The following is a 22135-nucleotide window of genomic DNA, read 5'->3' on the forward strand; positions in this document are numbered from 1 at the left end:
CCTCGATGGACGCCCCGCTCACCCCCACCGAAACCCGCCCGTGCGCCCACTGTGGATCACCGGTGCCGCAGCGTGTCGGCGCGGGCCGCCCCTTCCGCTACTGCCGCGACAACGACGGTGCCTGCCAGCGCGCCTCGCGCAACAGTCGGATGCGCCACCGCAACGCTCCCGGCCTGCCCGGTCAGGTGGCCCGCACCTGGGAGGCGGTGGACCGTCTCGACCAGATCGTCGAGACGTTGACCGAGGCGTTGCACGCCGAACTGTCGCCGGTGGGTGTGCAGCGGCAGGTCGCCCAGGTTCGCGCGGAGACCGCCGCCGAGATCGCGGCGGCGCAGACCGAACGCGACGAGGCCCGCGACGACGCCGAGACCGCGGTCGCCGAGGCGACGCGCGCCCGTGAGCAGGCGCGCGGCGCGCGCGTCGAGGCCGACGACGCCCGCCAGCGCGCCGAGCAGGCGGCACGGCAGGCCACGGCGGCCGACGAGCGGGCGCAGCGCGCCGAGACCGCCCGCGATCAGGCCCGCCACGACGTCAGCGCCGCCGAGGCACTGCGCGCCCAGGCCGAACGCGACCGGGACCAGGCCCGCGCCGAGGTGCGTGACCTGCGCTCGGAGCGCGACACCGAGCGGCAGCGCGCGGTCGACCTGAGCGTCGAGCGGGACGCGGCGCGCGCCGACGCCGCGCGGGCCACCCGGGCCGCCGCCGAGGCGACCGAGCGGGCCGGCCGGTGGCAGGCCGAGGTGCAGGACGTGCGCCGCCAGATCGACCAGGCCCGCGCCGACGCCGCGCGGGCCCGCACCGAGGCCGCCGACGCGGCCCGGGCCCGGGAACAGGCCGATCGGGCCCGCGACCGCGCCCAGGTCGCCGCCGCCGAAGCCGACGACGCGCGGCAGGAGGTCGCCGAGCTGGCCGTCCGGCTGCGCGCCGAGCTGACCGCCACGGCCGCACAGCGCGACGCCCTCGCCGCCGACCTGACCACCGCTCGGCAGGCCGCGGCCACCGCCGAGGGCCGGCTCACCGCCCTGACGGTACGTCTCGACGCCGCCGAGACCGACCGTGACCTGGCGCAGCGGCGGGTGGCGCAGCTCGGCGACCAGGTCAGCGACCTGGCGTTGGCGCTGGCGCGGCTGGGCGCCGCTGCCCCTGCTGCGGCGGGCGCCTCCGAACCGGGTGCGACGCCGGCGCAACCTTGACCGCGCCGGGGCGGTTAACATCCCCGGTGGCAGTCGCAACACGCCACCGACGTGGCGTCATCGTTTCGGCCGGCTACCCTTGGGGCCGGCTCACCCGTGGACGCCTCACGCCCTCGGGCGGGAATGGGGCGACGGGAACCCACCGTTACACCCAGAAGACCAGCACCACGAACGAGGGGAAGTCGATCATGGGCGAGCGTATGCTGCGCGGAAGCCGACTCGGCGCGGTCAGCTACGAATCCGACCGCAACACGGAGCTCGCGCCGCGTCAGACCCGCGAGTACCTCTGCGCCAAGGGCCACCAGTTCGAGGTGCCGTTCGCCGTCGACGCCGAGGTCCCGACGACCTGGGAATGCAAGTTCGACGGCAGCGTCGCCCGACTCGTCGACGGCAGCGAGCCGGAGCAGAAGAAGGCCAAGCCGCCGCGTACCCACTGGGACATGCTGCTGGAGCGGCGCTCGATCGCCGAGCTCGAGGACATCCTCGCCGAACGCCTCCAGGAGGTTCGGACCCGCCGCGGCCGCGCCTGAGCCGCACCCGCACACACGACGGCGCCCCCGGGAAGACCCGGGGGCGCCGTCGTGTGTGCGTGGCGTCAGTTGCGGCCGGGCTCCACGATCTCACCCTCGATGGCCCGGCCACCGTCGACGACCACCGGCTGCTCCGGCTCCGGACGCGGCGGCGGCTGCGGCGCGCCCTGGCGCACCCGCACCGTACGTGGGCCGAACAGGTCACCGGCGACCATCGACGACACCCGCCGCTCGGCGGCGCGTTGCACCCCGGAGCGGGCCAGTCGACGCACCGGCGGCACCATCAGCGACAACCCGACCAGGCCGCTGACCAGACCGGGTGCCGCCAGCAACATGGCACCGGCCAACCCGACGAGCCCGTCGGTCACCTGCCGCCCCGGTGGCTGCCCGGCCCGCGCGGCGGTGCGGAACCCCCGCCAGGCCCGCATTCCCTCGCGGCGCAGCAGCACCAGCCCCAGCAGGGACGCGGCGAACACCAGCAGCACCGCCGCGCCGAACCCCACGGCCCGCCCCACAGCGACGAACACCGCCAACTCCAGCAGCACCGCCAGCAGCAGGGCGACCGGCACGAACCTCAGTCCTCGGCGCATCTCACCTCATCGCCAATCCCGCGGCACACCGACACGTACCGCGCATCCAGCATGACACGGCCGCGCTCACGGCCACCGCACCTGACCCGTGGGGGTGCCGTGCAGACCCCGGCGTACGGCCTGGCGCCGATCCTGCACACCCCAGCGGGTGATCCGCCACAGCGCCTCGGCGACGATGCGCGGGCTCATCTTGCTGTCGCCGTGTTCCCGCTCGGCGAACGTGATCGGCACCTCCACGATCCGCACCCCCGCCCGGTGGGCGAGACGCGACAGCTCCACCTGGAACGAGTAGCCCTGCGAGCACACCGAGCCCAGGTCGATGGCGTCCAGGGCGCTGATCCGGTACACCCGGTACCCGCCGGTGGCGTCCGACACGGGCATCCCCAGCGCCAGACGCGCGTACAGGTTGCCGCAGCGCGACAGCAGCAGCCGCCGCAGCGGCCAGTTCACCACCCGCGCGCCGCTGGTCCACCGCGATCCGATCACCACGTCGGCGTCGCGGGCGGCGCTCAGCAGCGCCGGCAGGTCCTCCGGGGCGTGTGAGCCGTCGGCGTCCATCTCCACCACCGCGTGGTAGCCACGCTCACGTGCCCACCCGAACCCGGCCAGGTACGCAGCCCCCAGGCCCTGTTTGCCCTCGCGGTGCAGCACCCGCACGTGCGCGTCGCCGTCGGCGAGGGCGTCGGCGATCGCGCCGGTGCCGTCGGGGCTGTTGTCGTCGGCGACGAGGATCCGCACGGCGGGGGCGGCCCGGCGGACCCGGCCGACGATCGCCGCGATGTTGTCGGCCTCGTTGTAGGTGGGGATCACCACCAGCACCCGGCCCACGCCGGGCACCTCGTCCGGACGCCGGATCGTATCGGTCGCCTGGATCACGGTTCCTCCGCTCCCGCCGGCGTACCGGCTGCTGCTATCCGGGCACCACCCGCTGGCGACGGCGCAGCACGCCGGCGCCGGCCAGGGCGGCCACGGCCAGCCCGGCGAGAGCGACCTCCGGCCACCAACCGAGGCGGGTGGCGAGGGTGCGCCCGCTGTCGAGCCGGAGCTGCCGCACCACGACCTCCCGGGTGTTGAACCCGGTGGCGTCGCTTACCCGCCCGTCGGGGGCGACGAACCCGGACACCCCGACCGTGGAGGCCATCAACGCCGGTCGGCCGTGCTCCACGGCCCGCAGCCGCACCATCGCCAACTGCTGGCGGGCCTCGGCCGCGTTGAAGGTCGCGTTGTTGGTCTGCACCACGAGCAGTTGCGCGCCGCCGGTGACGGTGTCGCGGACCACCTCGTCGTAGGCGACCTCGAAGCAGATGACGTCGCCGAGCACGGCCGGGCCGGCGCGTACCACGCCCGGGGTGCTGCCGGGCACGAAGTCGTTGCGGATCAGGTCGACCTGGTCGCTGACCTGGCGGGCGATGTCGCGCAGCGGCACGTACTCGGCGAACGGCACCGGGTGGCGTTTGGTGTAGAGCTGCGCCATGTCCGCGCCCGTGTCGGGTCGCCACAGGATGCCCGCGTTGCGGACCTGCCCGGGGCCGGGGCCGAGCAGCACCGCGCCGACCAGGATCGGCGCGCGGATCGCGTCGGCGGCCTGCGAGATGCGGGCGCCGGCGGTGGGGTTGCGCAGCGGGTCGATGTCGCTGGAGTTCTCCGGCCACACCACCAGGTCGGGTTGGCGTTGCGCGCCGGAGGCGACCCGCGCGGCCAGCTCCAGGGTGGCGTCGACGTGGTTGTTGAGCACCGCCTGGCGTTGGGCGTTGAAGTCCAGCCCGAGGCGCGGCACGTTGCCCTGCACGATCGCGACGGTGACGGCGTCGCCGCCGCCGGCGGTGGCCACGGGCGTCAGGACGCTCACCGCGCCCACCGCCACGACCACGGCGGCCGGCGCGGCCGCCGCCAGCCACCAGTCCGGCCGGGCGTCGCGGCGGGCCGTCCAGCCCCGCCAGGCGGCGGTGACGAGCAGGCCACCGGCGAGGGCCACGGCGAAGGTGACGAGCGGCGCGCCGCCGAGCGAGGCCAGGCGCAGCAGCGGCGAGTCGTCCTGGGTGAACGCGAGCCGACCCCACGGGAACCCGCCGAAGGGGGTGCGGTCGCGCAGCGCCTCCTGCCCGACCCACAGCAGGCCGGTCAGCGCCGGCCACTGCCAGCGGCCACGGTCGGCCAGCGGGGACACCCAGGCGGTGGCGACACCGAGCAGCGCCAGGTAGCCGGCCTGCAGCAGCGACAGCAGCACCCACGGCAGGTAGCCGGTGTGCAGGTTCGTCCAGGCCAGCAGCGGCGCGAACAGGGCCACCCCGGTGAGGAAGCCCACGCCGGCGCCGGCGCGTAACCGTCGCCGGTGCGCGGCGGCGGCCAGCAGCGCCACGCCGACGGGCGCGAGCGGCCACACCCCGTACGGCGGGAACGCCAGCAGCAGGGCCAGCCCGGCGGCGACGGCCATCGGCGCGGCGAGTTTCAGCGGCAGCGGACGGCCCACGGGCACCGGGTTCGGTGAAGCCGCCGGCGCGTGGGTCTCGTCCCGGTCCAGCGTCGTCACCGCAGTGTTTCCTCGATCACCTGGCGAAGGCTACCTGGCCGGCGGGCACGTCGACCGTGTCGGGCTGCCGGGGACGCACCGCCCGGGGGGCATGAAATCGGGGCGCGGCTCGCGCCGCGCCCCGATGCTCCCAGGCCCTCCCCGGCCGGTGCGGCGAGGATGCGGCACGCCGACCTTCGGACCGACCAGGCGGTGGACTGGCTGCCCCCGCCGGGCCGTTGTCTACTGGCCGTGCACCTCACCCTGCCCGTACACCGGTAACCGCGACCGGTTCGCGCCGCCCCGCCGACCCCCGCCCGCTGGACCTGGCCGCCGCGACGATGACGCTCAAAAATGTCGCTCGGCCAGCGGACGAAGGGACGAAGCGAACAACAGCCGCTTCCCGTGGTAGGACTCAAAGACGGTACGTGCTGCACCCCGTCTCCTGTCAACCCACCCCCGGCCTGTCGTGTGTTGCGCCACGGCGTGTCGGGTCGGCGTGTCTCACTGCGTGCCCAGGTGGTGGCGCAGCAGCGCCCCCGCGGCCGTGCGGTGCTCGTCGGCGAGCAACCCACCGGCGGCCAGCACGTAGTCGGCGTCGACGACCGCGCGGGCGGCGCGCGGCAGCGCCCACCCGCCCGCATGATCGGCCAGGACCGCCGCCAGGACCTGCCCGGACGCGGGGCGTGGGGCGTGCCGCAACACCCCACCGGAGCCCACCAGCAGCCGTACGTCGCGCAGGTCCCGTCCGGCCCGCTCGCCGGTGGCGGCGCCCCGGGCGTGCCGGCGCAGCGCGACAGTCGCGGCGAGGGTGGCGATGCGCCGGTCCACGGCCCGCTCGGCGTCGTCGCCGGCCAGGAACGCCGGGTCGGCGGCGCGCCGGTCGGCGGCGGCGCTCAGGTCGTCGGCCTCGCCGGCGGTGAGCAGCCGCTCCTCGACGGCGGCGCGCACCACGCCGGGGGCGCTCCACCGCATGCCCAGGTCGCCCTCGACGGTGCGGGCCCGCCACAGGCTGCCGGCGACCTCCCGACCCGGCCCGGTGGCCCGCTCGTCGGGCGTGAGCACGGAGTACACGTCGGTGGTGGCCCCGCCCACGTCGACGACGGCGAGGTCCCCGCCGAGGGTGTCGGCGAGCACCTCGACGCCGGTGAGGACCGCGTCGGGCGTGGCGGCTCGCACCAGCCGCGCGAACCGGGTGCCCTTCGACAGTCGTTTGCCGCCGATGACATGGCGCAGGAACACCGCGCGGATGGCCGCGCGCGCCGACGCCGGGGCGAGCACCCCGATGCGCGGCAGCACGTTGTCCGCCCCGGTGACCGGCACCCCGGCGGCCTCCAGCAGCCCGGTCAGGTCCGCGCGCACGTCGGCGTTGCCCGCGTACACCACAGGCACCCGCCAGCGGGCGCGGGCCAGGCGTGTCGCGTTGTGGGTGATCGTGTCGGCGTCGCCGCCGTCGGTGCCGCCGACGAGCAGCACCACGTCCGGCCGGGCCGCCCGCAACGCCGTCAGGTCGGCCGCGCCGAGCCGCCCGGCCGCGACGTGCACCACGTGCGCGCCGGCGGACAACCCGACCCGCCGGCCCGCCTGCGCGGTGACGAGGGCCTCGTAGCCGAGCACCGCCAGTCGCAGCCCACCACCGGCCGACGAGCAGACGTACCACGGCACGTCGCGGACCCCGAGCCCGGCGGTGGCCGCCGCGACGGCGGCGTCCAGGCCGTGCAGCACGTCGCTGCCCACCGTGGTGGGCGCGGCCGCCGCGCCGACCAGCACACCGGCGGCCAGGTCCACCACTGCCGCCTTGGTGTACGTGGAGCCGACGTCCGCGCAGACCGCCAGGGTCACGACGCGGCGGGGACGACCACGGTGCCGGTCGCGGTGACCGCCACGATCGGCGGGTCGAGGACCTCGGCGGCGGAAGCGGAGCGGTCCGGGCGGCCCCGGCACACGACCGCGCAGCTCAACTCCAGGGTGCGGCTGCGACTGCCGACCCGCGACACCTGGGCGGTCACCTCCACCACGTCGCCGGCGTGGATCGGCGCGGTGAACCGCACGTCGGAGTAGCCGGCGAACAGGCCCTCGTCGCCGTCGGTGCGGATGCACACCTCGGTGGCGACGTCGCCGAACAGTCCCAGGGCGTACGCCCCGTCGACGAGGTTGCCGGCGTAGTGGGCGTGCGAGTACGGCACGTACCGCCGGTGCGTCACCGTCAACCCGAGCCTGGTGTCGGTCATGCGTTCGCCTTCCGCTGCGTGATCAGGGCGTGCACGAGGTAGCTGGCCACCTCGCCGGGCGTGGTCCCGCGACCGAAGATCCGGTCCACGCCCAACTCGTCGGTCATCGACTCGTCGAAGCGGGGACCGCCGACGATCAACAGGGGCCGGCGGCCCGCCGGCATCGCCTCCCGGAACGCCGCGGACATCTCCCGCGTGTTGTGCAGGTGCGCGTCACGTTGGGTGACGACCTGCGACACGAGCACCGCGTCGGCCTTCTCCACCCTCGCCGCCTCCACCAGCTCGGGCACGCTCACCTGCGCGCCCAGGTTGGTGACCTTCAACTCCCGGTAGTACTCCAGGCCCTTCTCCCCCGCGATGCCCTTGACGTTGAGGATCGCGTCGATGCCCACGGTGTGCGCGTCGGTGCCGATGCACGCCCCGACCACTGACAGTTTGCGCCGCAGCCGCTGCTTGACCACCGTGTTGACCTCCTTGGCGCTCAGCAGCGCGAAGTCACGTTCCACCACCTGCACCGCGCCCACGTCGACCAGGTGGTTGACCCGCCCGTAGACGACGAAGAACGTGAACCCGTCGCCCATGCCCTTGGCGTGCACCACCATCGCCGGGTCGATGCCCATCTTGTTGGCCAACTGCACCGCCGCGCCCTCGGCCCGCTTGTCGTGCGCCACCGGCAGGGTGAACGACACCTGCACCATCCCGTCGCCGGTGGTGTCCCCGTACGGCCGCACGATCTTCTTCTCGGCGCCGGTGGCGCCGGTCTCGACGGCGCTCATGCGGCCGGCCCTTCCAGGATGTCGGTGGCCGGGTTGCAGTAGTCGGCCTCGTGCGCGGCGACCCCGGACAGGCCCTTGCCGCGGTCCGCGGGCCGCTTCATGATCCCGAACGTGCCCTGCGCGATGGCCGTGAGCAGCGTCTGCTCGCCGATGCGCTCCAACAGGTCCAGGGCCTCACCGAGGACCTGGTTGGCGCGGCGGCGGATGAGCCCGCCCGGCGCGGGCACGAAGTCCTCGTGCAGCCCACCGGCCGCGCCGAGGACGTAGCGCACGTTCTGCAGCGCGATGTCGCGGTCGGACAGCCACGGCGTCACCACCGCCTCGGTCATCATCCCCACCAGCAGGATGCCCTGACCGGTCAGCGCGCCCGCCAGGTTGAAGAACCCGTCGAGCAGGTTGCCCCGGAACACGTCACCGGTCATATGTTTCGTCGGCGGCATCCACTTCAGTGGCGCGTCGGGGAACAGCTCCCGGGCCAGCAGCGCGTGGGCCAACTCCAGCCGGAACGACTCCGGCACCTCCGGGTTGATCTCGAACGCGTGCCCCAGGCCCAGCTGCCAGTCCGCGAGGCCCGCCTCGTGCGCGAAGAACTCGTTGAGCAGCTGCGACACCGTCACCGTGTGCGCCTCGTCGACCGCGTCGGCGGTGGTCAGGTAGTTGTCCTCACCGGTGTTGATGATGATCCCCGCGCGGGCGTGGACCTGCCGCGAGAACCGCTGGTCGACGAACGTACGGATCGGGTTGATGTCGCGGAACAGGATCCCGTACATCGAGTCGTTGAGCATCATGTCGAGCCGTTCCAGCCCGGCCAGGGTCGCCATCTCCGGCATGCACAGGCCCGACGCGTAGTTCGTCAACCGCACGTAGCGGCCCAACTCCTTCGACGAGTCGTCGAGGGCCGCCCGCATCAGGCGGAAGTTCTCCTGCGTGGCGTACGTGCCGGCGAACCCCTCGCGGGTCGCGCCCTCGGGCACGTAGTCCAGCAGCGACTGCCCGGTGGAGCGGATCACCGCGATGACGTCCGCGCCGGCGCGGGCGGCGGCCTGCGCCTGCGGGATGTCCTCGTAGATGTCACCCGTCGCCACGATCAGGTAGATCCACGGCCGCTGCGACGGGTCACCGTGCCGTTTGACGAGCCGGTCGCGTTCCGCGCGCCGCCTGTCGATGCGCCGGATCCCCGCGCCGACCGCCTTGCGCGCCGCCGACCGGGCGGCCGTCGCGGCCCGGCCGCTGGGCAGCGCGAACCGCACCGACCCGGCGGCGGCCTTCTGCGCCAGCAACGTCACATCGGTGATCCCCTCGCGGGCCAGGGCGTCGAACACCGGCACCGCCACCCCGTGCCCCAACCCCACGTCCGCGACGACCGCGTCCACGAGCCGGTTCACCCACGGAATACCGTCCGGGTCGGCGCCGCTCACCCCGGCCAGCCGCAGCACCGCCCGCTCCACCGACACCGTCGTGTGGCTGCGCGCCAGGTCGACAACCGGCTGCCCGGCGCGGCGCGCCAACTCCCGCGCCCGTGCCACCAACACCGGATCAAGATCAAGCTTGCCGGTCACGCCGTCGCCTCCGCCACATCGTTCACACGCTCGCTCACGGCGACCCCTCCTCGTAGATGACCTCACCGCGCAGCACCAACCGCCGGCACACAGGCAGCGGCGTCGGGTCCTGCGGACCGCGCAGCTCCGGGTCCTCGGCCAGCAGCACCGGCAGGCCCCGTTCCACCCCGGCCGGCGTGGACCACACCGCGAACGTCGCCGGCGCACCCAGCGCCAGGACGCCCTCGACGTCCAGGTGCACCGCCCGCCACCCACCCCGGGTGTGCGCGGCGAACGCCGAACGCACACCCATCCGCTGCGTCGGGTTGTGGTGCGACGCCGCCGCCCGTACCGACCCCCACGGGTCCAGCGGCGTCACCGGCGAATCCGACCCGAACGCCAACGCCACACCCACCGAGTGCATCGCGCCCATCGGATTCGACTCCAACGACCGCTGCAACCCCAGCCGCGCCTCGTACATCCGGCCCGCGCCGCCCCACAACCTGTCGAACGCCGGCTGCATGCTCGCCACGATCCCGTACTCCACGAACCGCGCGATCATCAACTTATTCATGATCTCCGCGTGCTCGATGCGGTGCCGTGCCGCGCGCAGCCGCTCCACGCCCAGCGTCGCCGCCGCCGCCGCGAACCCGTCCAGCACGGTGCCGATCGCCGCGTCCCCGATGGCGTGGAACCCGCCCTGCAGGCCGTGCGTCGCGCAGTCCAGCAGGTGATCGCGCACCTGCTCCGCCGACAGGTACCCGTGCCCGCAGCCGTCGCCGTCACCGTCGCCGTACGGCTGCGACACGTGCGCCGTACGCGACCCCAACGCCCCGTCGGCGAACAGGTCCCCGCCGGCGCCCACCGCGCCCAACTCCCGGGCACGCGCCGCGCCACCGAGCTCACCCCAGTACCCGTACACCTCCGGCAACCCCGCCCCGGAGATGCCCAGCAGGCCGGTGAAGTCCTCCTCGTCGGAGATCTCCGGGCCGCCGCACTCGTGCACCGCCGCGATACCCAACGACGCCGCGTGCGCGAGAGCGACCCGCTGCGCGGCGACCCGCTGCGCCCGCGTCACCGACCCCTGCGCCGCCGCCCGCACCACGTGGTGCGCGTCGCGCCGCAACCAGCCCGACGCGTCGTACCCGGCGGCCCGCGCCACCTGCGGGGACGCCGCCAGCAACGCCGACGACACCAACGCCGAGTGGATCGACGCCTGCGACAGGTACACCCGCCGGCCACCGGCGGCCCGGTCCAACGCCGCCGCGTCCGGCAACGTCGCATCCGACCAACCCGACTCGTCCCAGCCGTGCCCCAGCACCACCGCGTCCGCCGGCAGCCCCGCCGCGAACCCGGCCACCGCGTCGAGCAACTGCCCCGCCGAGCGCACCCCGGACAGGTCCAGCCCGGACAACGCCAACCCGGTGTCGGTGACGTGCACGTGCGCGTCGACGAACGCCGGCGTCACCAGCGCCCCGCCCAGGTCCACCACCCGGTCTGCCGGCGGCGCGTCACCGTCGACGCCCAACCAGGTGATCCGCCCACCGGACACCAGCAGCGCGGTGGCGCTCGGGTCGGCGGGGCAGTGCAGCACGCCGCCGCGGTACAACGTCGAGGGGTTCGTCATGACTCTCAGTCTGCCGCGACCCGCGCCGCGAACAGCTGACGCACTCCCGGTTCGGCCCGCAGCAGCGCCAACGCCAACTCCGCGTGCCCCGGCACGTACCCGTTTCCGACCAGCATCGTCACGTCCGCTGCCAACCCCTCCGCGCCCAACGCCGCCGCGGAGAAGCTCGTCGCCATCGAGAAGAAGATCACCGTGCCGCCGTCCGCGGTGGCCAGCACCGCGCCGTGCTCACACCCCGGCACGTCGACGCACACCACAGTCACGTCCGCCGGGGCGCCCAGCGCGGTGGTCACCGCCGTGGACAACCCGACCGGGTCACGGGCGTCGGCCAACGCCACCACCGACGCCAGGCCGGCGGCCGTCAGCGCGTCGCGCTCCGCCGCCACCGGAACCACCCCGACGGTACGCGCGGCGCCCGCCCGCCGCGCCGCGGCGAGGGACAGCGACCCGCTCTTGCCGGCCCCGCCGATCACCGCGACCCGCACCGGCGTCGGATCACCGGTACGCCGGCGCTCCTCGACGTAGCGCGACACCACCCGCGTCGTCAGCGCCGGCGCCCCGCACACGTCCAGCACGGCGAGGGACAACTGCGGATCCTCGTCGTCGGGCAGCACCGCGGCGATGGACCGCGCGAACAGGATCGCCCACCCGTCGCACGGCACCTGCTCGCTGCGCCCGTCCCACCGGGCCAACCCGTCGGTGATCACCAGCGGCGTCAGCGTCAACGACACAAGGGTGGCGACCCGCTCCCCCGCCCTGAGCCCGAGCGGGGACCGCCGACCAGCCTCCTCGACAGTGCCGATCAGCATCCCGCCGGAGCCGGTCACCGGGTTCTGCATCTTCCCCCGCGTGGAGATGATCTCCAGCACCTCGGCGCGTACGGCGTCCCCGTCGCCGCCGTGCTTCTCCGACAACTGCCGGAAACTCGCCGCGTCCAGGTTCAGCCGCTGCACCCGGATCCGCACCTCGTTCGGCGCGATCGCGGCGGACGCGTCCAGCCGCCACGCCGCCTGCGGCAGCACCCCCGCCGGTTGCACGACGCGATGCAGCCCCACCGGTGACGTCACGCCGACCTCCCCTGTCCAGCCGCTCGAAGCCCCGGCCAGGGCTCGCGTAACGGGAAAACTTACGGCAGACTAGTTTCTGTACCGAATATTTTCCAGTAGCCTTCGGGCTTCGATGATCAGCAGCAGCACCGAGGAGGGGCCGTGACCCAGACCCAACCGGTGGAGACCATGCCTCCACCCCGTCACGCCCCGACCGCCGGGCAGCCCTACGAATACCACCGCCGCCCCCTGGTCGAACCCGACTGGACCCGCTTCCCCGGCTGGCGCCACGTCACCCGCGACCAGTGGGAATCCGCCCAGTGGCAGCGCGTCAACTGCGTCAAGAACACCAAGCAGCTCCGCGCCGTCTTCGGCGACCTCGTCGACGACACCTTCTACGCCGACCTCGAGGCCGACCAGGCGGCCCTGGCCACCATGTCCATGCTGGTGCCACCACAAATGATCAACACGATGGTGCCGTTCGCGACCCTCACCACCGAGGCGCTGCTCGCCGACCCCATCCGCCGCTACATGATCCCGGTCGCCTCCGACCGACGCACCGACTGGCCCTCACACCCCTACGCCAGCCGCGACAGCCTCCACGAGCACGACATGTGGGTCGCCGAAGGACTCACCCACCGCTACCCCACAAAGGTCCTCGCCGAACTGCTCTCCACCTGCCCCCAGTACTGCGGCCACTGCACCCGCATGGACCTGGTCGGCAACTCCACCCCCGCCGTCGACAAGCTCAAGCTCACCCTCAAGCCCGTCGACCGCTACGACGCCCACATCGCCTACCTCAAGGCCCACCCCGGCGTCCGCGACGTCGTCGTCTCCGGCGGCGACGTGGCAAACGTCCCGTGGCGCAACCTCGAGTCGTACCTCATGCGCCTGCTGGAACTGGAGACGGTCCGCGACATCCGCCTCGCCACCAAGGCCCTCATGGGCCTCCCCCAGCACTGGCTGCAACCCGACGTCGTCGAGGGCCTGGAACGCGTCGCCCGCACCGCCGGACGCCGAGGCGTCAACCTCGCCATCCACACCCACGTCAACCACGCCCAGTCGCTCACCCCACTGGTCGCCAAGGCCGCCCAGACCGCCCTCGACGTCGGCGTCCGCGACGTCCGCAACCAGGGCGTCCTCATGCGCGGCGTCAACGCCACCACCCCGGAACTGCTCGACCTCTGCTTCGCCCTGCAGGGCGAAGCCGGGATCCTGCCGTACTACTTCTACATGTGCGACATGATCCCCAACGCCGAACACTGGCGCGTCCCCGTCTGGCACGCCCAACAGCTCCAGCACGACATCATGGGCTACCTACCCGGCTACGCCACCCCACGGATCGTCTGCGACGTGCCCTTCGTCGGCAAGCGCTGGGTGCACATGCTCACCGACTACGACCGTGACCGCGGCATCTCCTACTGGACCAAGAACTACCGCACCTCCATCGAGTCCGCCGACCTGGAGGCGCTCAACAAGCGCTACGCCTACTACGACCCGATCGACACCCTGCCCGCCGACGGCCAGCAGTGGTGGAACGACCACCGCGACGACTGACCCACCGACGGTGGCACCCCGGATCCCCCGGGGTGCCACCGTCCCCCGTCACCGGCAGCCCAGGGCCCCCACGTACCCGGCCCGCACCGACCCCGCCGCGACCTCGTCGGCGTACTCCCAGAACACCTCCGCCCAGTCACCGGCCCGGTCCAGATCCCGCAGCACCCGCCACCCGTGGCTGCCCCGCAACGCGTCCGCGGCCCGCCGCACCGCGGCCTCGTCGCCGCTCGCCCGCGCCCGCTGCCACTCCGCGATCCACCCGCAGCCGACCCGGGACGTCACATCCACCCCGAAATGGTACGAGTCACTCACGCCGATGTCCTCCAGCGCCGCGACGTCGAACCCGGGCGGCAGCGGCACATCGACGAGCACCTTCGCCGCCCTCTCCCCCACCGGCATGACCATCTCCGCCGGAAGCGCGGCCAACCACGTCCGCGCGTCCACCCGGACGATGTCCGCGAGAACCCGAGCGAATTCCTTACGCGACCAGTCCCCCTCCGTCCTCATCTCCACGAACACGTCCTCGCGGGGACGCGTCAGTACCGCAAAATCACTGCCGGAATACTCGAACAGGTCACCCGGCCAGCCATCGACCCGCACCGACTTAGGCCGATTCACCTGGAGCCGATCGGCATAACGACCCGCATAACCGGACGCCGGATACCAGTTCATCTCCAACTCCCGCTCACCCCGGCGAAAACGGATCATGCCCAGCTCCCCGGTGAACCCCGACAGATCAGTCACCCTCCAGCCAGACCGATCGATCAGCAGCCGCGGGTTCCGCTCCGCCGCCGCCAGCGCCAACGGCGAAAAGACGACCCCCTCGGCCGGGGTGACAATCGGAGAGACCCCACCGCCCTCGGCCTGCCCCCGCAACACCATGGAGGCCGGCACGACGCTCATGAGCACCGCTGCCGCCGTCACCACGCCCGCGAAGCGACGCACCCGCAACCGCCGCCGCGCAATACCGGCACCGCCCTCGACCCCCGACTCCGACACGATCTCCTCCAAGAGGGTTCGCTTCACCCCTGCGAGGTCCCCGACGCCATCGAGCGCACCCGGGTCGGCATCCCGAACCAGCCGGTCAACACGCTCATCGCCGCTCATCAGTCCTCCGTACGGGTAGGCGCGGTCAACACATCCAGCACATGTCCGGGCGGCCCCGGGTCGTCACCGACCAGCCCCCGCAACCTCGCCCTCGCCCGCGACAGCCGGGTCCGGACCGCGGCAGGAGTCACCCCCAGCACCGCAGCCACCTCGTGCGGCCGCAGACCCTCCCACACGGTGAGCATCAGCACCTCCCGGTCCACCTCGGCCAGGCCAGCCAACGCCGCCCGAACGGCAAGCCGCTCCGGCACCTCGCTCCCCGGATCGGCGACCGAGACGACGAGCTGCTGGCGTAAGCGCTCACCGAGACGCTGCCGGCGAACGCCACCGCGCTGCTGGTTGGCCAACACCCGCCGGGCCACCCCGTACAGCCACAGCCGAGCCTCACCGCCGTCCGGAATGTCCTGCCGGCGACGCCACGCCACCAAGAAGGTCTCCGCGACGACGTCGGCCGCGTCCTCCGGATGCGCGACACGACGCAACGCGTACGCCAACAACGACTCGAAGTCCCCGGCGTAGACCCGCCTGAAGCGGTCCTCGTCATGCTCTGTCCCTGAGCTCACGTCCAGTCCATGTCCAGCGCGACGACAACCGTGACAGCCCCGCGCGCAGTCAGGCGCGGAGACCGGCGAGCACCAGACCGGCGACCCTACCGATCACCCGGGCGCTCGTCTCCGTCGGCAACCGCCGCAGCGACGCGATCGCCAGCAGGCCCGCCCGCACATCGTCCGCGTCGACGCCGTCACGCAGCACACCAGCGGCCCGCGCCCGCACGACAAGCACGTTCAACGCCTGCGTGTGCTCCCGCCGCTCCCGCTGAAACGCCGCACTCACCTCACCCGGCCCCAACAACGCCTCGTTGAGCGCCCGGTCATGAATCTGCCGCTCGGCGAACTCGCGCACCACCCCGGACAGCGCCCGCCACGGGTCCGGGTCATCGAGCGCGCGACGCATCTGCACACCGCAATCGTTGACCCGCTCGGCCAGGACCGTCGCCACCAACTCCGTACGCGTCGGGAAATGCCGGTACAGGGTCGCCACACCAACCCCCGCCCGTCGCGCCACCTCCCGCATGGGCACCTCAAGCCCCGCTGCCGCAAACGCCTCCCGCGCCGCCACCACCACCCGATCACGGTTGGATCGGGCATCGGCACGCCGCATCTGAGACATCTTTGGCCGGCCTCCCTCTCACTTGACCCCCACAGCGGAACAGCTGCTCCATTTCCTGCCTACGGTACGACCACCACCCCGTCACCCAGGCAGAGGAGCCCCTGATGTTCGCCGTGCAGTACGACCGGTTCGGTGGCCCCGAGGTACTCCACCTCGGCACCACCGACGCGCCACACCCCCGGGCCGGCCAGATCCGCATCCGCGTCCACGCCGCCGGCGTCTCCCCCGTCGACATCGGCCTCCGCTCCGGCCGCACCCCGATGAGCGCCCGACTGCCGTTGCCCCACATCCCCGGCGTCGACGCCGCCGGCACCGTCGACGAGATCGGCGACGACGTCGACGGCGTGACCCTCGGCGACCACGTCTTCGGCATCGTCGAGCTGGCCAGACTCGGCGGCGCAAGCGCACAGTTCGCGGTCCTACAGCTCTGGACGCACAAGCCCACCACCATGCCGTGGACCCAGGCGGGCGCCGCCGGCACCAGCATCGAAACCGCCACCCGGGCCCTCGACCTGCTGGACCTACGGCCCGGCATGACACTGCTTGTCGACGGCGCCGCCGGCGGTGTCGGCAGCATCGCCGTCCAACTCGCCGCCGCCCGTGGCGTCCACGTCATCGGCACCGCCCGCGCCGACAACCACGACCTCCTCCGCCAGCTCGGGGCGACACCCGTCACCTACGGCCCCGACCTCACGAACCGCCTCGACACCGTGGGGGCGACCCGGATCGACCGCGCCCTCGACGTCGCCGGCGCCGGGTCCCTGGCCGAACTGCTCCACCTCACCGGCGACCCGACAGCGGTGCTCACCCTGGCCGACTTCACCGCCCCCACCCACGGCGTCCGCCTCTCCATGGGACAACTGGCCGGCGAACCCGACGGCCGCCACGGACTGCCCGCCGCCGCCGAACTGTTCACCGAGGGCCGGTTCAGGGTGCCGATCGACGCCGCCTTCCCCCTTGCGAAGGCGGCCGACGCACACCGGACATCCGAGCACGGATCCCGCCGCGGCAAGATCGTCCTGACCGTCGACGACGTACGGGAAAGCTGAACCTCAGCTCCCGGCCAAAACCTCGGACAACGGCGCCGGCACCAACCCCCGCGCGCGCAACCCGGCCAGGATGTGCGGCAACGCCTCATCGGTCATCGCCGCGTTCGCCTCGGTCACGTGCATGATCACCACCGACCCCGGGTGTGCGTGGTCCAGCACCGCGCGCACCAGGGGCTTCCACGCCTTCGCGAACGGATCACCGCTCACCACGTCACCGTCGACGACAGTCACACCCAGCGGCGCCAGCGCGTCCAGCGCCGCCGCGTCGTGGCAGAGCCCCGGAAAGCGGAAGTACCGGGTCTGCCGACCCCCGTACGGCGCGATCACCTCGAACGTCTTCGCCACATCGCCGGCCAACTCGTCGACAGGCAACCGCGGCAGGTCGTAGCAGTTGGCGGTGAACGCCGCGTGCCCGTACGTGTGGTTGGCCAACTCGAAGCGCGGATTACCGGCGATCCGTCGGGTCACGTCCGGGTACCGCTGCACCCACTTGCCGGTCAGGAAGAACGTCGCCGGCACCCGCTCCCGCTCCAGCAGGTCCAGGATGCGCAGGTTCGCGTACGACGTCACCCGGCCGGCGCGCAGGTTGGCCAGCATTCCGTCGGTCATGTCCGCGTCGAACGTCAACGCGACCTTCTCACCCGTACGCGGCCCGTGATCCACCACCGGCGCCCTGGTCCCCACCCGCGACGCACCGGGAACGGTCGACACCACAGGCGTCGGGACAACCGGCGGCGCACTCGGACCCGTCGACGTCGGAGCGCCCTGCGGCCGGCCGGAAACGCTCGGCGTCGGCGGCGAGGCGGTGGCGCTGCCCGATGGCGTGGCCGACGAGCCGACGAAGATCGGCTGATCGGGCGGTGGCACCCGGGACGCCGTGCACCCGACACCGCTGAGAACGGCCGCCGCGACCAGTACGCCACACCACAACGGACGAAGCCGGGGTCGGATCACGCCGCGAATCATCGCAGACGCGAAGAACGCTCACTGCCCCGCGATTGCGGCGGCCGTCGGGGGCGCACGTGCAAGATCGGAGCAGGGGCCGGGTCAGGCAGAACCACCGCGCGGGGCGTACATGATGACCGCGACGCCGAGCAGGCACAGCCCGGCACCGGTCAGGTCCCAGCGGTCCGGGCGGAACCCGTCCACCACCATCGCCCAGCCCAACGAGCCCGCCACGAACACCCCGCCGTACGCGGCCAGGATCCGGCCGAAGTTCGCGTCCGGCTGGAACGTCGCCACGAAGCCGTAACAGCCCAACGCGACCACTCCGGCGGCGATCCACCACAGGCCACGCTGCTCCCGCCACCCCTGCCAGACCAGCCACGCGCCACCGATCTCGGCCAGAGCGGCAAGCACGAACAACACCAGGGAACGAAGCACCGTCACGCCGTGACCCTAGCCGCCGCACAGGACGGATCCCCGGGTGAGCATCCACCCGGGGACCCGCGGACCGCTCGGGTCACTTCGTGAAGGAGTCCTTCACGTTGCGGCCCGCGTCCTTCATGTTCTGACCGGCCTGCTTGGCGCGCGCGTCACCCTGCTCGCTGGCGCCCTCGCCACGCATCCGCTCGTTGTCGGTCACGTCACCGACCCGCTCCTTCGCGGCGCCGGCCATCTGCTCGACCTTGTTCTTTGCCTTCTCGGTGAAGCTCATCGCGCCTCCTCGGTCTGGCGGTTGTCGCCGCTCGCTTGCCCGCTGTCCCGGTGCTGAAACCGGTGGTGCCGGGTGGCCCACACCCGCTAAAGCATCCTAGGAAGATAGGTTGAGGGAGGGTGGCACGAACGGCCCCGCCACGGTGGTTAACTGACCGCATGGGAGAGCTCCTGCTGATCCGGCACGGCGAGACCACCTGGAGCGCCAGCCTGCGGCACACCTCGTACACCGACCTGGAGCTGACCCCCGACGGCGAGCGACAGGCCCGCACCCTCGCCGCGTTCCTGGCCGGCCGGCGCTTCGCCACCGTGCTGGCCAGCCCCCGCTCCCGGGCGCTGCGCACCGCGCAGCTCGCCGGGCTCACCGTCGACGCGGTCGACGAGGACCTCAGCGAGTGGAACTACGGCGAGTACGAGGGCCGCACCACAGTCGACATCCACGACGACGACCCGCACTGGAACATCTGGACCGACGGCTGCCCCGGCGGGGAGTCACCGGCGCAGGTGGGCGACCGGCTCGACCGCGTGCTGGCCCGCGTCACCCCGCTGCTCGACCGGGGCAGCGTGGCGCTTGTCGGCCACGCGCACAGCCTGCGGGTGCTCGGCGCCCGCTGGATCGGGCTGCCCCCGTCCACCGGTGGACGGCTGCGCCTGGACACCGCCACGGTCAGCGCGCTCGGTCACGAGCACGGCCGACAGGTCATCCTGCGGTGGAACCAGCCGGCTCCTCCGGCGCCCGGGACCGCGACCGACTCGGCGCCCCGGCACTGATCTTCGGCGGACGGTTCTCGTACGGCGTGGACAGCACCACAGTCGTCCGGGTCGTCACGTTCGCCGAGGTACGGATCTCCTGCAGCACCCGCTCCAGGTCCGCCGGGCTGGCCACCCGCACCAGCAGCAGGTAGAAGTCCTCCCCCGCCACCGAGTAGCACGAGTCGATCTCCGGTAGGTGGGCCAGCCGCTCCGGCGCGTCGTCCGGCTGGGACGGGTCGAACGGCCGGATCGCCACGAACGCCGTCAACGGCAGGTCCAGCGCCTCGAACGACACCCGGGCGGCGTACCCCTTGAGCACTCCGCGTTGCTCCAGCCGGCGCACCCGCTGGTGCACGGCGGACACCGACAGCCCCACCTTCTCGGCCAGGTCGGTGTACGACAGACGGCCGTCAGCGGTCAGCGCGGCGACGATGGCGCGGTCGATCTCCTCCACGGCGTGCAACCTACCGGGAAATCGGCGCGACGGCGACGACGAACGCCGCGCTGGCCCGCCGTCTCAGCTTCCGGTGAGCGCCCGGGAGATCACCAACCGCTGGATCTGGTTGGTGCCCTCCACGATCTGCAGCACCTTCGCCTCCCGCATGTACCGCTCGACCGGGTGGTCGCTGACGTAGCCCGCGCCGCCGAGCACCTGCACGGCGTCGGTGGTCACCCGCATCGCCATGTCGGTGGCGAAGAGCTTCGCCTTCGCCGCCTCGATGGAGTACGGCCGCCCGGCGTCGCGCAGCCGGGCCGCCGCGAGCGTCAGCGCGCGGGCGGCGGAGATCTGGGTGGCGGCGTCGGCGAGGAGGAAACCGAGGCCCTGGAAGTCGATGATGGACCGACCGAACTGCTGTCGCTCCCGGGCGTAGCCGACCGCGTAGTCGAGCGCGGCCTGGGCGAGCCCGACCGCGCACGCCGCGATGCCCAGTCGACCCGAGTCCAGCGCGGACATCGCGATGGTGAAACCCGCCCCCTCGCCGCCGACCAGGCGGTCGGCCGACACCCGCGCCTCCTCGAAGGCGATCTGCGCCACCGGCGAGGACCGCAGCCCCATGGTCCGCTCGGCGGCCTGCGGCGCGACGCCGGGGGTGCCCGCGTCCGCGACCAGGCAGGAGATGCCCTTCGGGCCGGGCCCGCCGGTACGACAGAAGACGTTGTAGAAGTCCGCCACCTGGGCGTGGGTGATCCACGCCTTGGTGCCGGAGACCACGTACGCGTCGCCGTCGCGGACCGCGCGGGTGCTCAGCGCCGCCGCGTCGGAGCCGCCCTGCGGCTCGGAGAGGCAGTACGCGCCGAGCAGCTCCCCGCCGAGCATGTCCGGCAGGAGCTTGCGCTGCTCGGCGGTGCCGAACGCGGCGACCGGATAGCAGCTCAGGGTGTGCACGCTTACCGCCTCGGCGACCGCGAGCCACCGGCTGGCCAGGATCTCCAGCACCTGCAGGTACACCTCGTACGGCTGCGCCGCGCCGCCGTGTTCCTCGGGGTAGGGCAGGCCGAGCAGGCCGGCGCGGCCGATGGTGCGCAGCACCTCGCGGGGGAACTCGGCGCGTTCCTCGAAGCCGGCGGCCTTCGGCGCGAGTTCGCGGTCGGCCAGCTCGGTGGCGAGGTCCAGCAGGTCGTGGGCCTCGTCGGTGGGGAGGATCCGGTCGACAGTCATAGCGCGATGAGCTCCGTGGGGGTGGTGTTGAGCCGCTGCACGCCGTCCGTCGTGCAGACGACGATGTCCTCGATGCGGGCGCCGTGCCGGCCCGCCAGGTAGATGCCCGGTTCGATGGAGAACGCCATGCCGGCCTCCAGGGGCCGGTCGTTGCCGGCCACCAGGTAGGGCTCCTCGTGACCGTCCAGGCCGATGCCGTGCCCGGTGCGGTGCAGGAACGCGTCGCCGTAGCCGGCGGCGGCGATCGGCTCCCGGGCTGCCGCGTCGGCCGCCGCGCCGGTGATCCCGGGGCGTACCGCCGCCACCGCCGCGCCCTGGGCGGCGTGCAGCACCGCGTAGTAGTCGACGAAGTCGGCAGGCGCCGGCCCGCCCGCCACGTAGGTGCGGGTGCAGTCCGAGCGGTAGCCCGACGGCATCGTGCCGCCGATGTCGACGACCACCGGCTCGCCGGCGCCGATCGGCCGGTCCGAGGTGCCGTGGTGCGGGCTGGCGCCGTTGGGGCCGGCGGCCACGATGACGAAGTCGACGCTGACGTGTCCGGCGTCGCGGATCGCCGCCGCGATGTCGGCGGCCACCTCGGCCTCGGTGCGGCCGGGACGCAGCCACCGGCCCATCCGCCGGTGCACCTCGTCGATGGCCGCGCCGGCCTCGGCCAGCGCCGCCACCTCCGCCGGCGACTTGCGGATCCGCAGCTCGCGCAGCACCTCGCCGGCGAGCCGCTGCGCGGCGCCGGGCAGCGCCGCGCGCAGGGCGAGGACCTGCTCGGCCCACATCCGGTCGGCGAGCCCGACCGCCGCCGGCGGGCCGTCGAGGGCGGCCACGACCAGGGGGTACGGATCGACGCCGTCGGGGTGGTCGACGATGCGCACGCCGGTGTTCGGCGCCGCCTCCGCGGCGGGACGCTCCAGCCTGGGCACGATGAGCGTGGGCGAACCCTCGGCGGGCAGCACCAGACAGGTCAGCCGCTCCCCCACGTGGGCGTCGTACCCGGTCAGGTAGCGCAGGTCGGAGCCGGGCGTGAGCAGCAGCGCGTCCAGGCCGGCGGCGGCGGTGGCGCGCTGCGCGGCGATCAGCCGGTCCGGCGGGTACAACTCATCGGTTCCCACCCCGTCAGCTTAACGGTCGTTTGGGCGTCCCCAGAAG

Annotated in this window: 23 protein-coding genes; 5 read left to right on the forward strand and 18 right to left on the reverse strand. The window is 73.2% G+C overall.

The window, feature by feature from the left end; genetic code table 11:
* The first annotated feature begins 5 nt into the window (after positions 1 to 5).
* Together ACGFIE_RS09020 and ACGFIE_RS09025 are read left to right on the forward strand one after the other, a co-directional pair.
* Positions 6 to 1193, forward strand: a complete 1188-nt coding sequence (locus ACGFIE_RS09020; RefSeq protein WP_393292647.1) for a hypothetical protein — start codon at positions 6 to 8, stop codon at positions 1191 to 1193.
* A 188-nt stretch (positions 1194 to 1381) separates the two neighbouring features.
* Positions 1382 to 1723 (forward strand): RNA polymerase-binding protein RbpA, encoded by a 342-nt coding sequence (locus ACGFIE_RS09025; RefSeq protein ID WP_046564157.1) that lies wholly within the window; start codon positions 1382 to 1384, stop codon positions 1721 to 1723.
* Positions 1724 to 1788: 65 nt separating this feature from the next.
* Here the strand turns inward: ACGFIE_RS09025 and ACGFIE_RS09030 are convergent, their stop codons facing one another.
* The 9 genes from ACGFIE_RS09030 to ACGFIE_RS09070 form a co-directional block, all read right to left on the reverse strand.
* Positions 1789 to 2313: an FxsA family protein gene (locus ACGFIE_RS09030; RefSeq protein ID WP_393292650.1), complete on the reverse strand. Its 525-nt coding sequence runs from the start codon at positions 2311 to 2313 to the stop codon at positions 1789 to 1791.
* Positions 2314 to 2379: 66 nt separating this feature from the next.
* A complete protein-coding gene (locus tag ACGFIE_RS09035; protein WP_363686082.1) occupies positions 2380 to 3189 on the reverse strand; it encodes a polyprenol monophosphomannose synthase in 810 nt (269 codons plus the stop codon).
* Positions 3190 to 3223: 34 nt separating this feature from the next.
* On the reverse strand, positions 3224 to 4834 hold the full coding sequence (lnt, locus tag ACGFIE_RS09040; RefSeq protein ID WP_393293205.1) for an apolipoprotein N-acyltransferase: 1611 nt from the start codon (positions 4832 to 4834) through the stop codon (positions 3224 to 3226).
* A gap of 492 nt (positions 4835 to 5326) precedes the next feature.
* Positions 5327 to 6664, reverse strand: a complete 1338-nt coding sequence (locus ACGFIE_RS09045; RefSeq protein ID WP_393292652.1) for a glutamate mutase L — start codon at positions 6662 to 6664, stop codon at positions 5327 to 5329.
* Positions 6661 to 7053 (reverse strand): hotdog domain-containing protein, encoded by a 393-nt coding sequence (locus ACGFIE_RS09050; RefSeq protein WP_393292654.1) that lies wholly within the window; start codon positions 7051 to 7053, stop codon positions 6661 to 6663. The genes ACGFIE_RS09045 and ACGFIE_RS09050 overlap by 4 nt, the downstream gene beginning before the upstream one ends.
* A complete protein-coding gene (locus ACGFIE_RS09055; protein ID WP_393292657.1) occupies positions 7050 to 7829 on the reverse strand; it encodes an OAM dimerization domain-containing protein in 780 nt (259 codons plus the stop codon). The genes ACGFIE_RS09050 and ACGFIE_RS09055 overlap by 4 nt, the downstream gene beginning before the upstream one ends.
* On the reverse strand, positions 7826 to 9388 hold the full coding sequence (locus ACGFIE_RS09060) for a lysine 5,6-aminomutase subunit alpha (RefSeq protein WP_393292660.1): 1563 nt from the start codon (positions 9386 to 9388) through the stop codon (positions 7826 to 7828). The genes ACGFIE_RS09055 and ACGFIE_RS09060 overlap by 4 nt, the downstream gene beginning before the upstream one ends.
* Positions 9389 to 9422: 34 nt before the next feature.
* On the reverse strand, positions 9423 to 10994 hold the full coding sequence (locus ACGFIE_RS09065) for an amidohydrolase (RefSeq protein ID WP_393292663.1): 1572 nt from the start codon (positions 10992 to 10994) through the stop codon (positions 9423 to 9425).
* Between the two features lie 5 nt (positions 10995 to 10999).
* Positions 11000 to 12049, reverse strand: a complete 1050-nt coding sequence (locus ACGFIE_RS09070; protein WP_393293206.1) for a zinc-binding alcohol dehydrogenase — start codon at positions 12047 to 12049, stop codon at positions 11000 to 11002.
* A gap of 153 nt (positions 12050 to 12202) precedes the next feature.
* Here ACGFIE_RS09070 and ACGFIE_RS09075 point away from each other — a divergent pair, with 153 nt between their 5' ends.
* A complete protein-coding gene (locus ACGFIE_RS09075) occupies positions 12203 to 13597 on the forward strand; it encodes a KamA family radical SAM protein (RefSeq protein WP_393292665.1) in 1395 nt (464 codons plus the stop codon).
* Between the two features lie 48 nt (positions 13598 to 13645).
* Here ACGFIE_RS09075 and ACGFIE_RS09080 read toward each other — a convergent pair whose 3' ends face one another.
* From ACGFIE_RS09080 to ACGFIE_RS09090, 3 genes are read right to left on the reverse strand one after another with little or no spacing between them, the layout of a single operon-like run.
* Entirely contained in the window at positions 13646 to 14704 is a 1059-nt protein-coding gene (locus ACGFIE_RS09080) for a hypothetical protein (RefSeq protein ID WP_393292668.1), read from the reverse strand.
* The gene (locus ACGFIE_RS09085; protein WP_393292671.1) at positions 14704 to 15267 is read right to left on the reverse strand and encodes an RNA polymerase sigma factor; all 564 of its coding nucleotides are present in this window, start codon (positions 15265 to 15267) and stop codon (positions 14704 to 14706) included. Before ACGFIE_RS09085 ends, ACGFIE_RS09080 begins: the two co-directional genes overlap by 1 nt.
* A gap of 49 nt (positions 15268 to 15316) precedes the next feature.
* The gene (locus tag ACGFIE_RS09090; protein ID WP_393292673.1) at positions 15317 to 15865 is read right to left on the reverse strand and encodes a TetR/AcrR family transcriptional regulator; all 549 of its coding nucleotides are present in this window, start codon (positions 15863 to 15865) and stop codon (positions 15317 to 15319) included.
* A 113-nt stretch (positions 15866 to 15978) separates the two neighbouring features.
* Between ACGFIE_RS09090 and ACGFIE_RS09095 the strand changes: the two genes are divergently transcribed.
* Positions 15979 to 16923, forward strand: coding sequence for an NADP-dependent oxidoreductase (locus ACGFIE_RS09095; protein ID WP_393292675.1), 945 nt, complete (start codon positions 15979 to 15981; stop codon positions 16921 to 16923).
* A 3-nt stretch (positions 16924 to 16926) separates the two neighbouring features.
* On the opposite strand, the gene ACGFIE_RS09100 is transcribed toward ACGFIE_RS09095, so the two are convergent.
* From ACGFIE_RS09100 to ACGFIE_RS09110, 3 genes are all read right to left on the reverse strand, one after another.
* Positions 16927 to 17586, reverse strand: coding sequence for a polysaccharide deacetylase family protein (locus tag ACGFIE_RS09100; RefSeq protein ID WP_393292677.1), 660 nt, complete (start codon positions 17584 to 17586; stop codon positions 16927 to 16929).
* 384 nt (positions 17587 to 17970) lie between these two features.
* Positions 17971 to 18312: a YnfA family protein gene (locus tag ACGFIE_RS09105; RefSeq protein WP_363686108.1), complete on the reverse strand. Its 342-nt coding sequence runs from the start codon at positions 18310 to 18312 to the stop codon at positions 17971 to 17973.
* 73 nt (positions 18313 to 18385) lie between these two features.
* Positions 18386 to 18580: a CsbD family protein gene (locus tag ACGFIE_RS09110; RefSeq protein ID WP_363686110.1), complete on the reverse strand. Its 195-nt coding sequence runs from the start codon at positions 18578 to 18580 to the stop codon at positions 18386 to 18388.
* A 158-nt stretch (positions 18581 to 18738) separates the two neighbouring features.
* On the opposite strand from ACGFIE_RS09110, the gene ACGFIE_RS09115 reads away from it, so the two are divergent.
* Positions 18739 to 19350, forward strand: a complete 612-nt coding sequence (locus ACGFIE_RS09115; RefSeq protein WP_393292680.1) for a histidine phosphatase family protein — start codon at positions 18739 to 18741, stop codon at positions 19348 to 19350.
* On the opposite strand, the gene ACGFIE_RS09120 is transcribed toward ACGFIE_RS09115, so the two are convergent.
* The 3 genes from ACGFIE_RS09120 to ACGFIE_RS09130 form a co-directional block, all read right to left on the reverse strand.
* Positions 19280 to 19786, reverse strand: coding sequence for an Lrp/AsnC family transcriptional regulator (locus ACGFIE_RS09120; RefSeq protein WP_007460055.1), 507 nt, complete (start codon positions 19784 to 19786; stop codon positions 19280 to 19282). The two genes, ACGFIE_RS09115 and ACGFIE_RS09120, sit on opposite strands and share 71 nt — an antisense overlap.
* A gap of 63 nt (positions 19787 to 19849) precedes the next feature.
* Complete coding sequence (locus ACGFIE_RS09125; RefSeq protein ID WP_393292683.1) at positions 19850 to 20992, reverse strand: acyl-CoA dehydrogenase family protein; 1143 nt, start codon at positions 20990 to 20992, stop codon at positions 19850 to 19852.
* Positions 20989 to 22098 carry a M24 family metallopeptidase gene (locus ACGFIE_RS09130; RefSeq protein ID WP_393292686.1) on the reverse strand — a complete coding sequence of 370 codons (1110 nt, stop codon included), beginning with the start codon at positions 22096 to 22098 and terminating at the stop codon, positions 20989 to 20991. Before ACGFIE_RS09130 ends, ACGFIE_RS09125 begins: the two co-directional genes overlap by 4 nt.
* Positions 22099 to 22135 lie beyond the last annotated feature (37 nt).

Source organism: Micromonospora sp. NPDC049275, from assembly GCF_043197115.1.
Classification (GTDB): domain Bacteria; phylum Actinomycetota; class Actinomycetes; order Mycobacteriales; family Micromonosporaceae; genus Micromonospora.

Coding starts and splice junctions, on each gene's coding strand:
- ACGFIE_RS09020 (WP_393292647.1), top strand. CDS start 6: ATGGACGCCCCGCTCACCCCCACCGAAACCCGCCCGTGCGCCCACTGT.
- ACGFIE_RS09025 (WP_046564157.1), top strand. CDS start 1,382: ATGGGCGAGCGTATGCTGCGCGGAAGCCGACTCGGCGCGGTCAGCTAC.
- ACGFIE_RS09030 (WP_393292650.1), bottom strand. CDS start 2,313: ATGCGCCGAGGACTGAGGTTCGTGCCGGTCGCCCTGCTGCTGGCGGTG.
- ACGFIE_RS09050 (WP_393292654.1), bottom strand. CDS start 7,053: ATGACCGACACCAGGCTCGGGTTGACGGTGACGCACCGGCGGTACGTG.
- ACGFIE_RS09055 (WP_393292657.1), bottom strand. CDS start 7,829: ATGAGCGCCGTCGAGACCGGCGCCACCGGCGCCGAGAAGAAGATCGTG.
- ACGFIE_RS09065 (WP_393292663.1), bottom strand. CDS start 10,994: ATGACGAACCCCTCGACGTTGTACCGCGGCGGCGTGCTGCACTGCCCC.
- ACGFIE_RS09080 (WP_393292668.1), bottom strand. CDS start 14,704: ATGAGCGGCGATGAGCGTGTTGACCGGCTGGTTCGGGATGCCGACCCG.
- ACGFIE_RS09090 (WP_393292673.1), bottom strand. CDS start 15,865: ATGCGGCGTGCCGATGCCCGATCCAACCGTGATCGGGTGGTGGTGGCG.
- ACGFIE_RS09095 (WP_393292675.1), top strand. CDS start 15,979: ATGTTCGCCGTGCAGTACGACCGGTTCGGTGGCCCCGAGGTACTCCAC.
- ACGFIE_RS09110 (WP_363686110.1), bottom strand. CDS start 18,580: ATGAGCTTCACCGAGAAGGCAAAGAACAAGGTCGAGCAGATGGCCGGC.
- ACGFIE_RS09115 (WP_393292680.1), top strand. CDS start 18,739: ATGGGAGAGCTCCTGCTGATCCGGCACGGCGAGACCACCTGGAGCGCC.
- ACGFIE_RS09125 (WP_393292683.1), bottom strand. CDS start 20,992: ATGACTGTCGACCGGATCCTCCCCACCGACGAGGCCCACGACCTGCTG.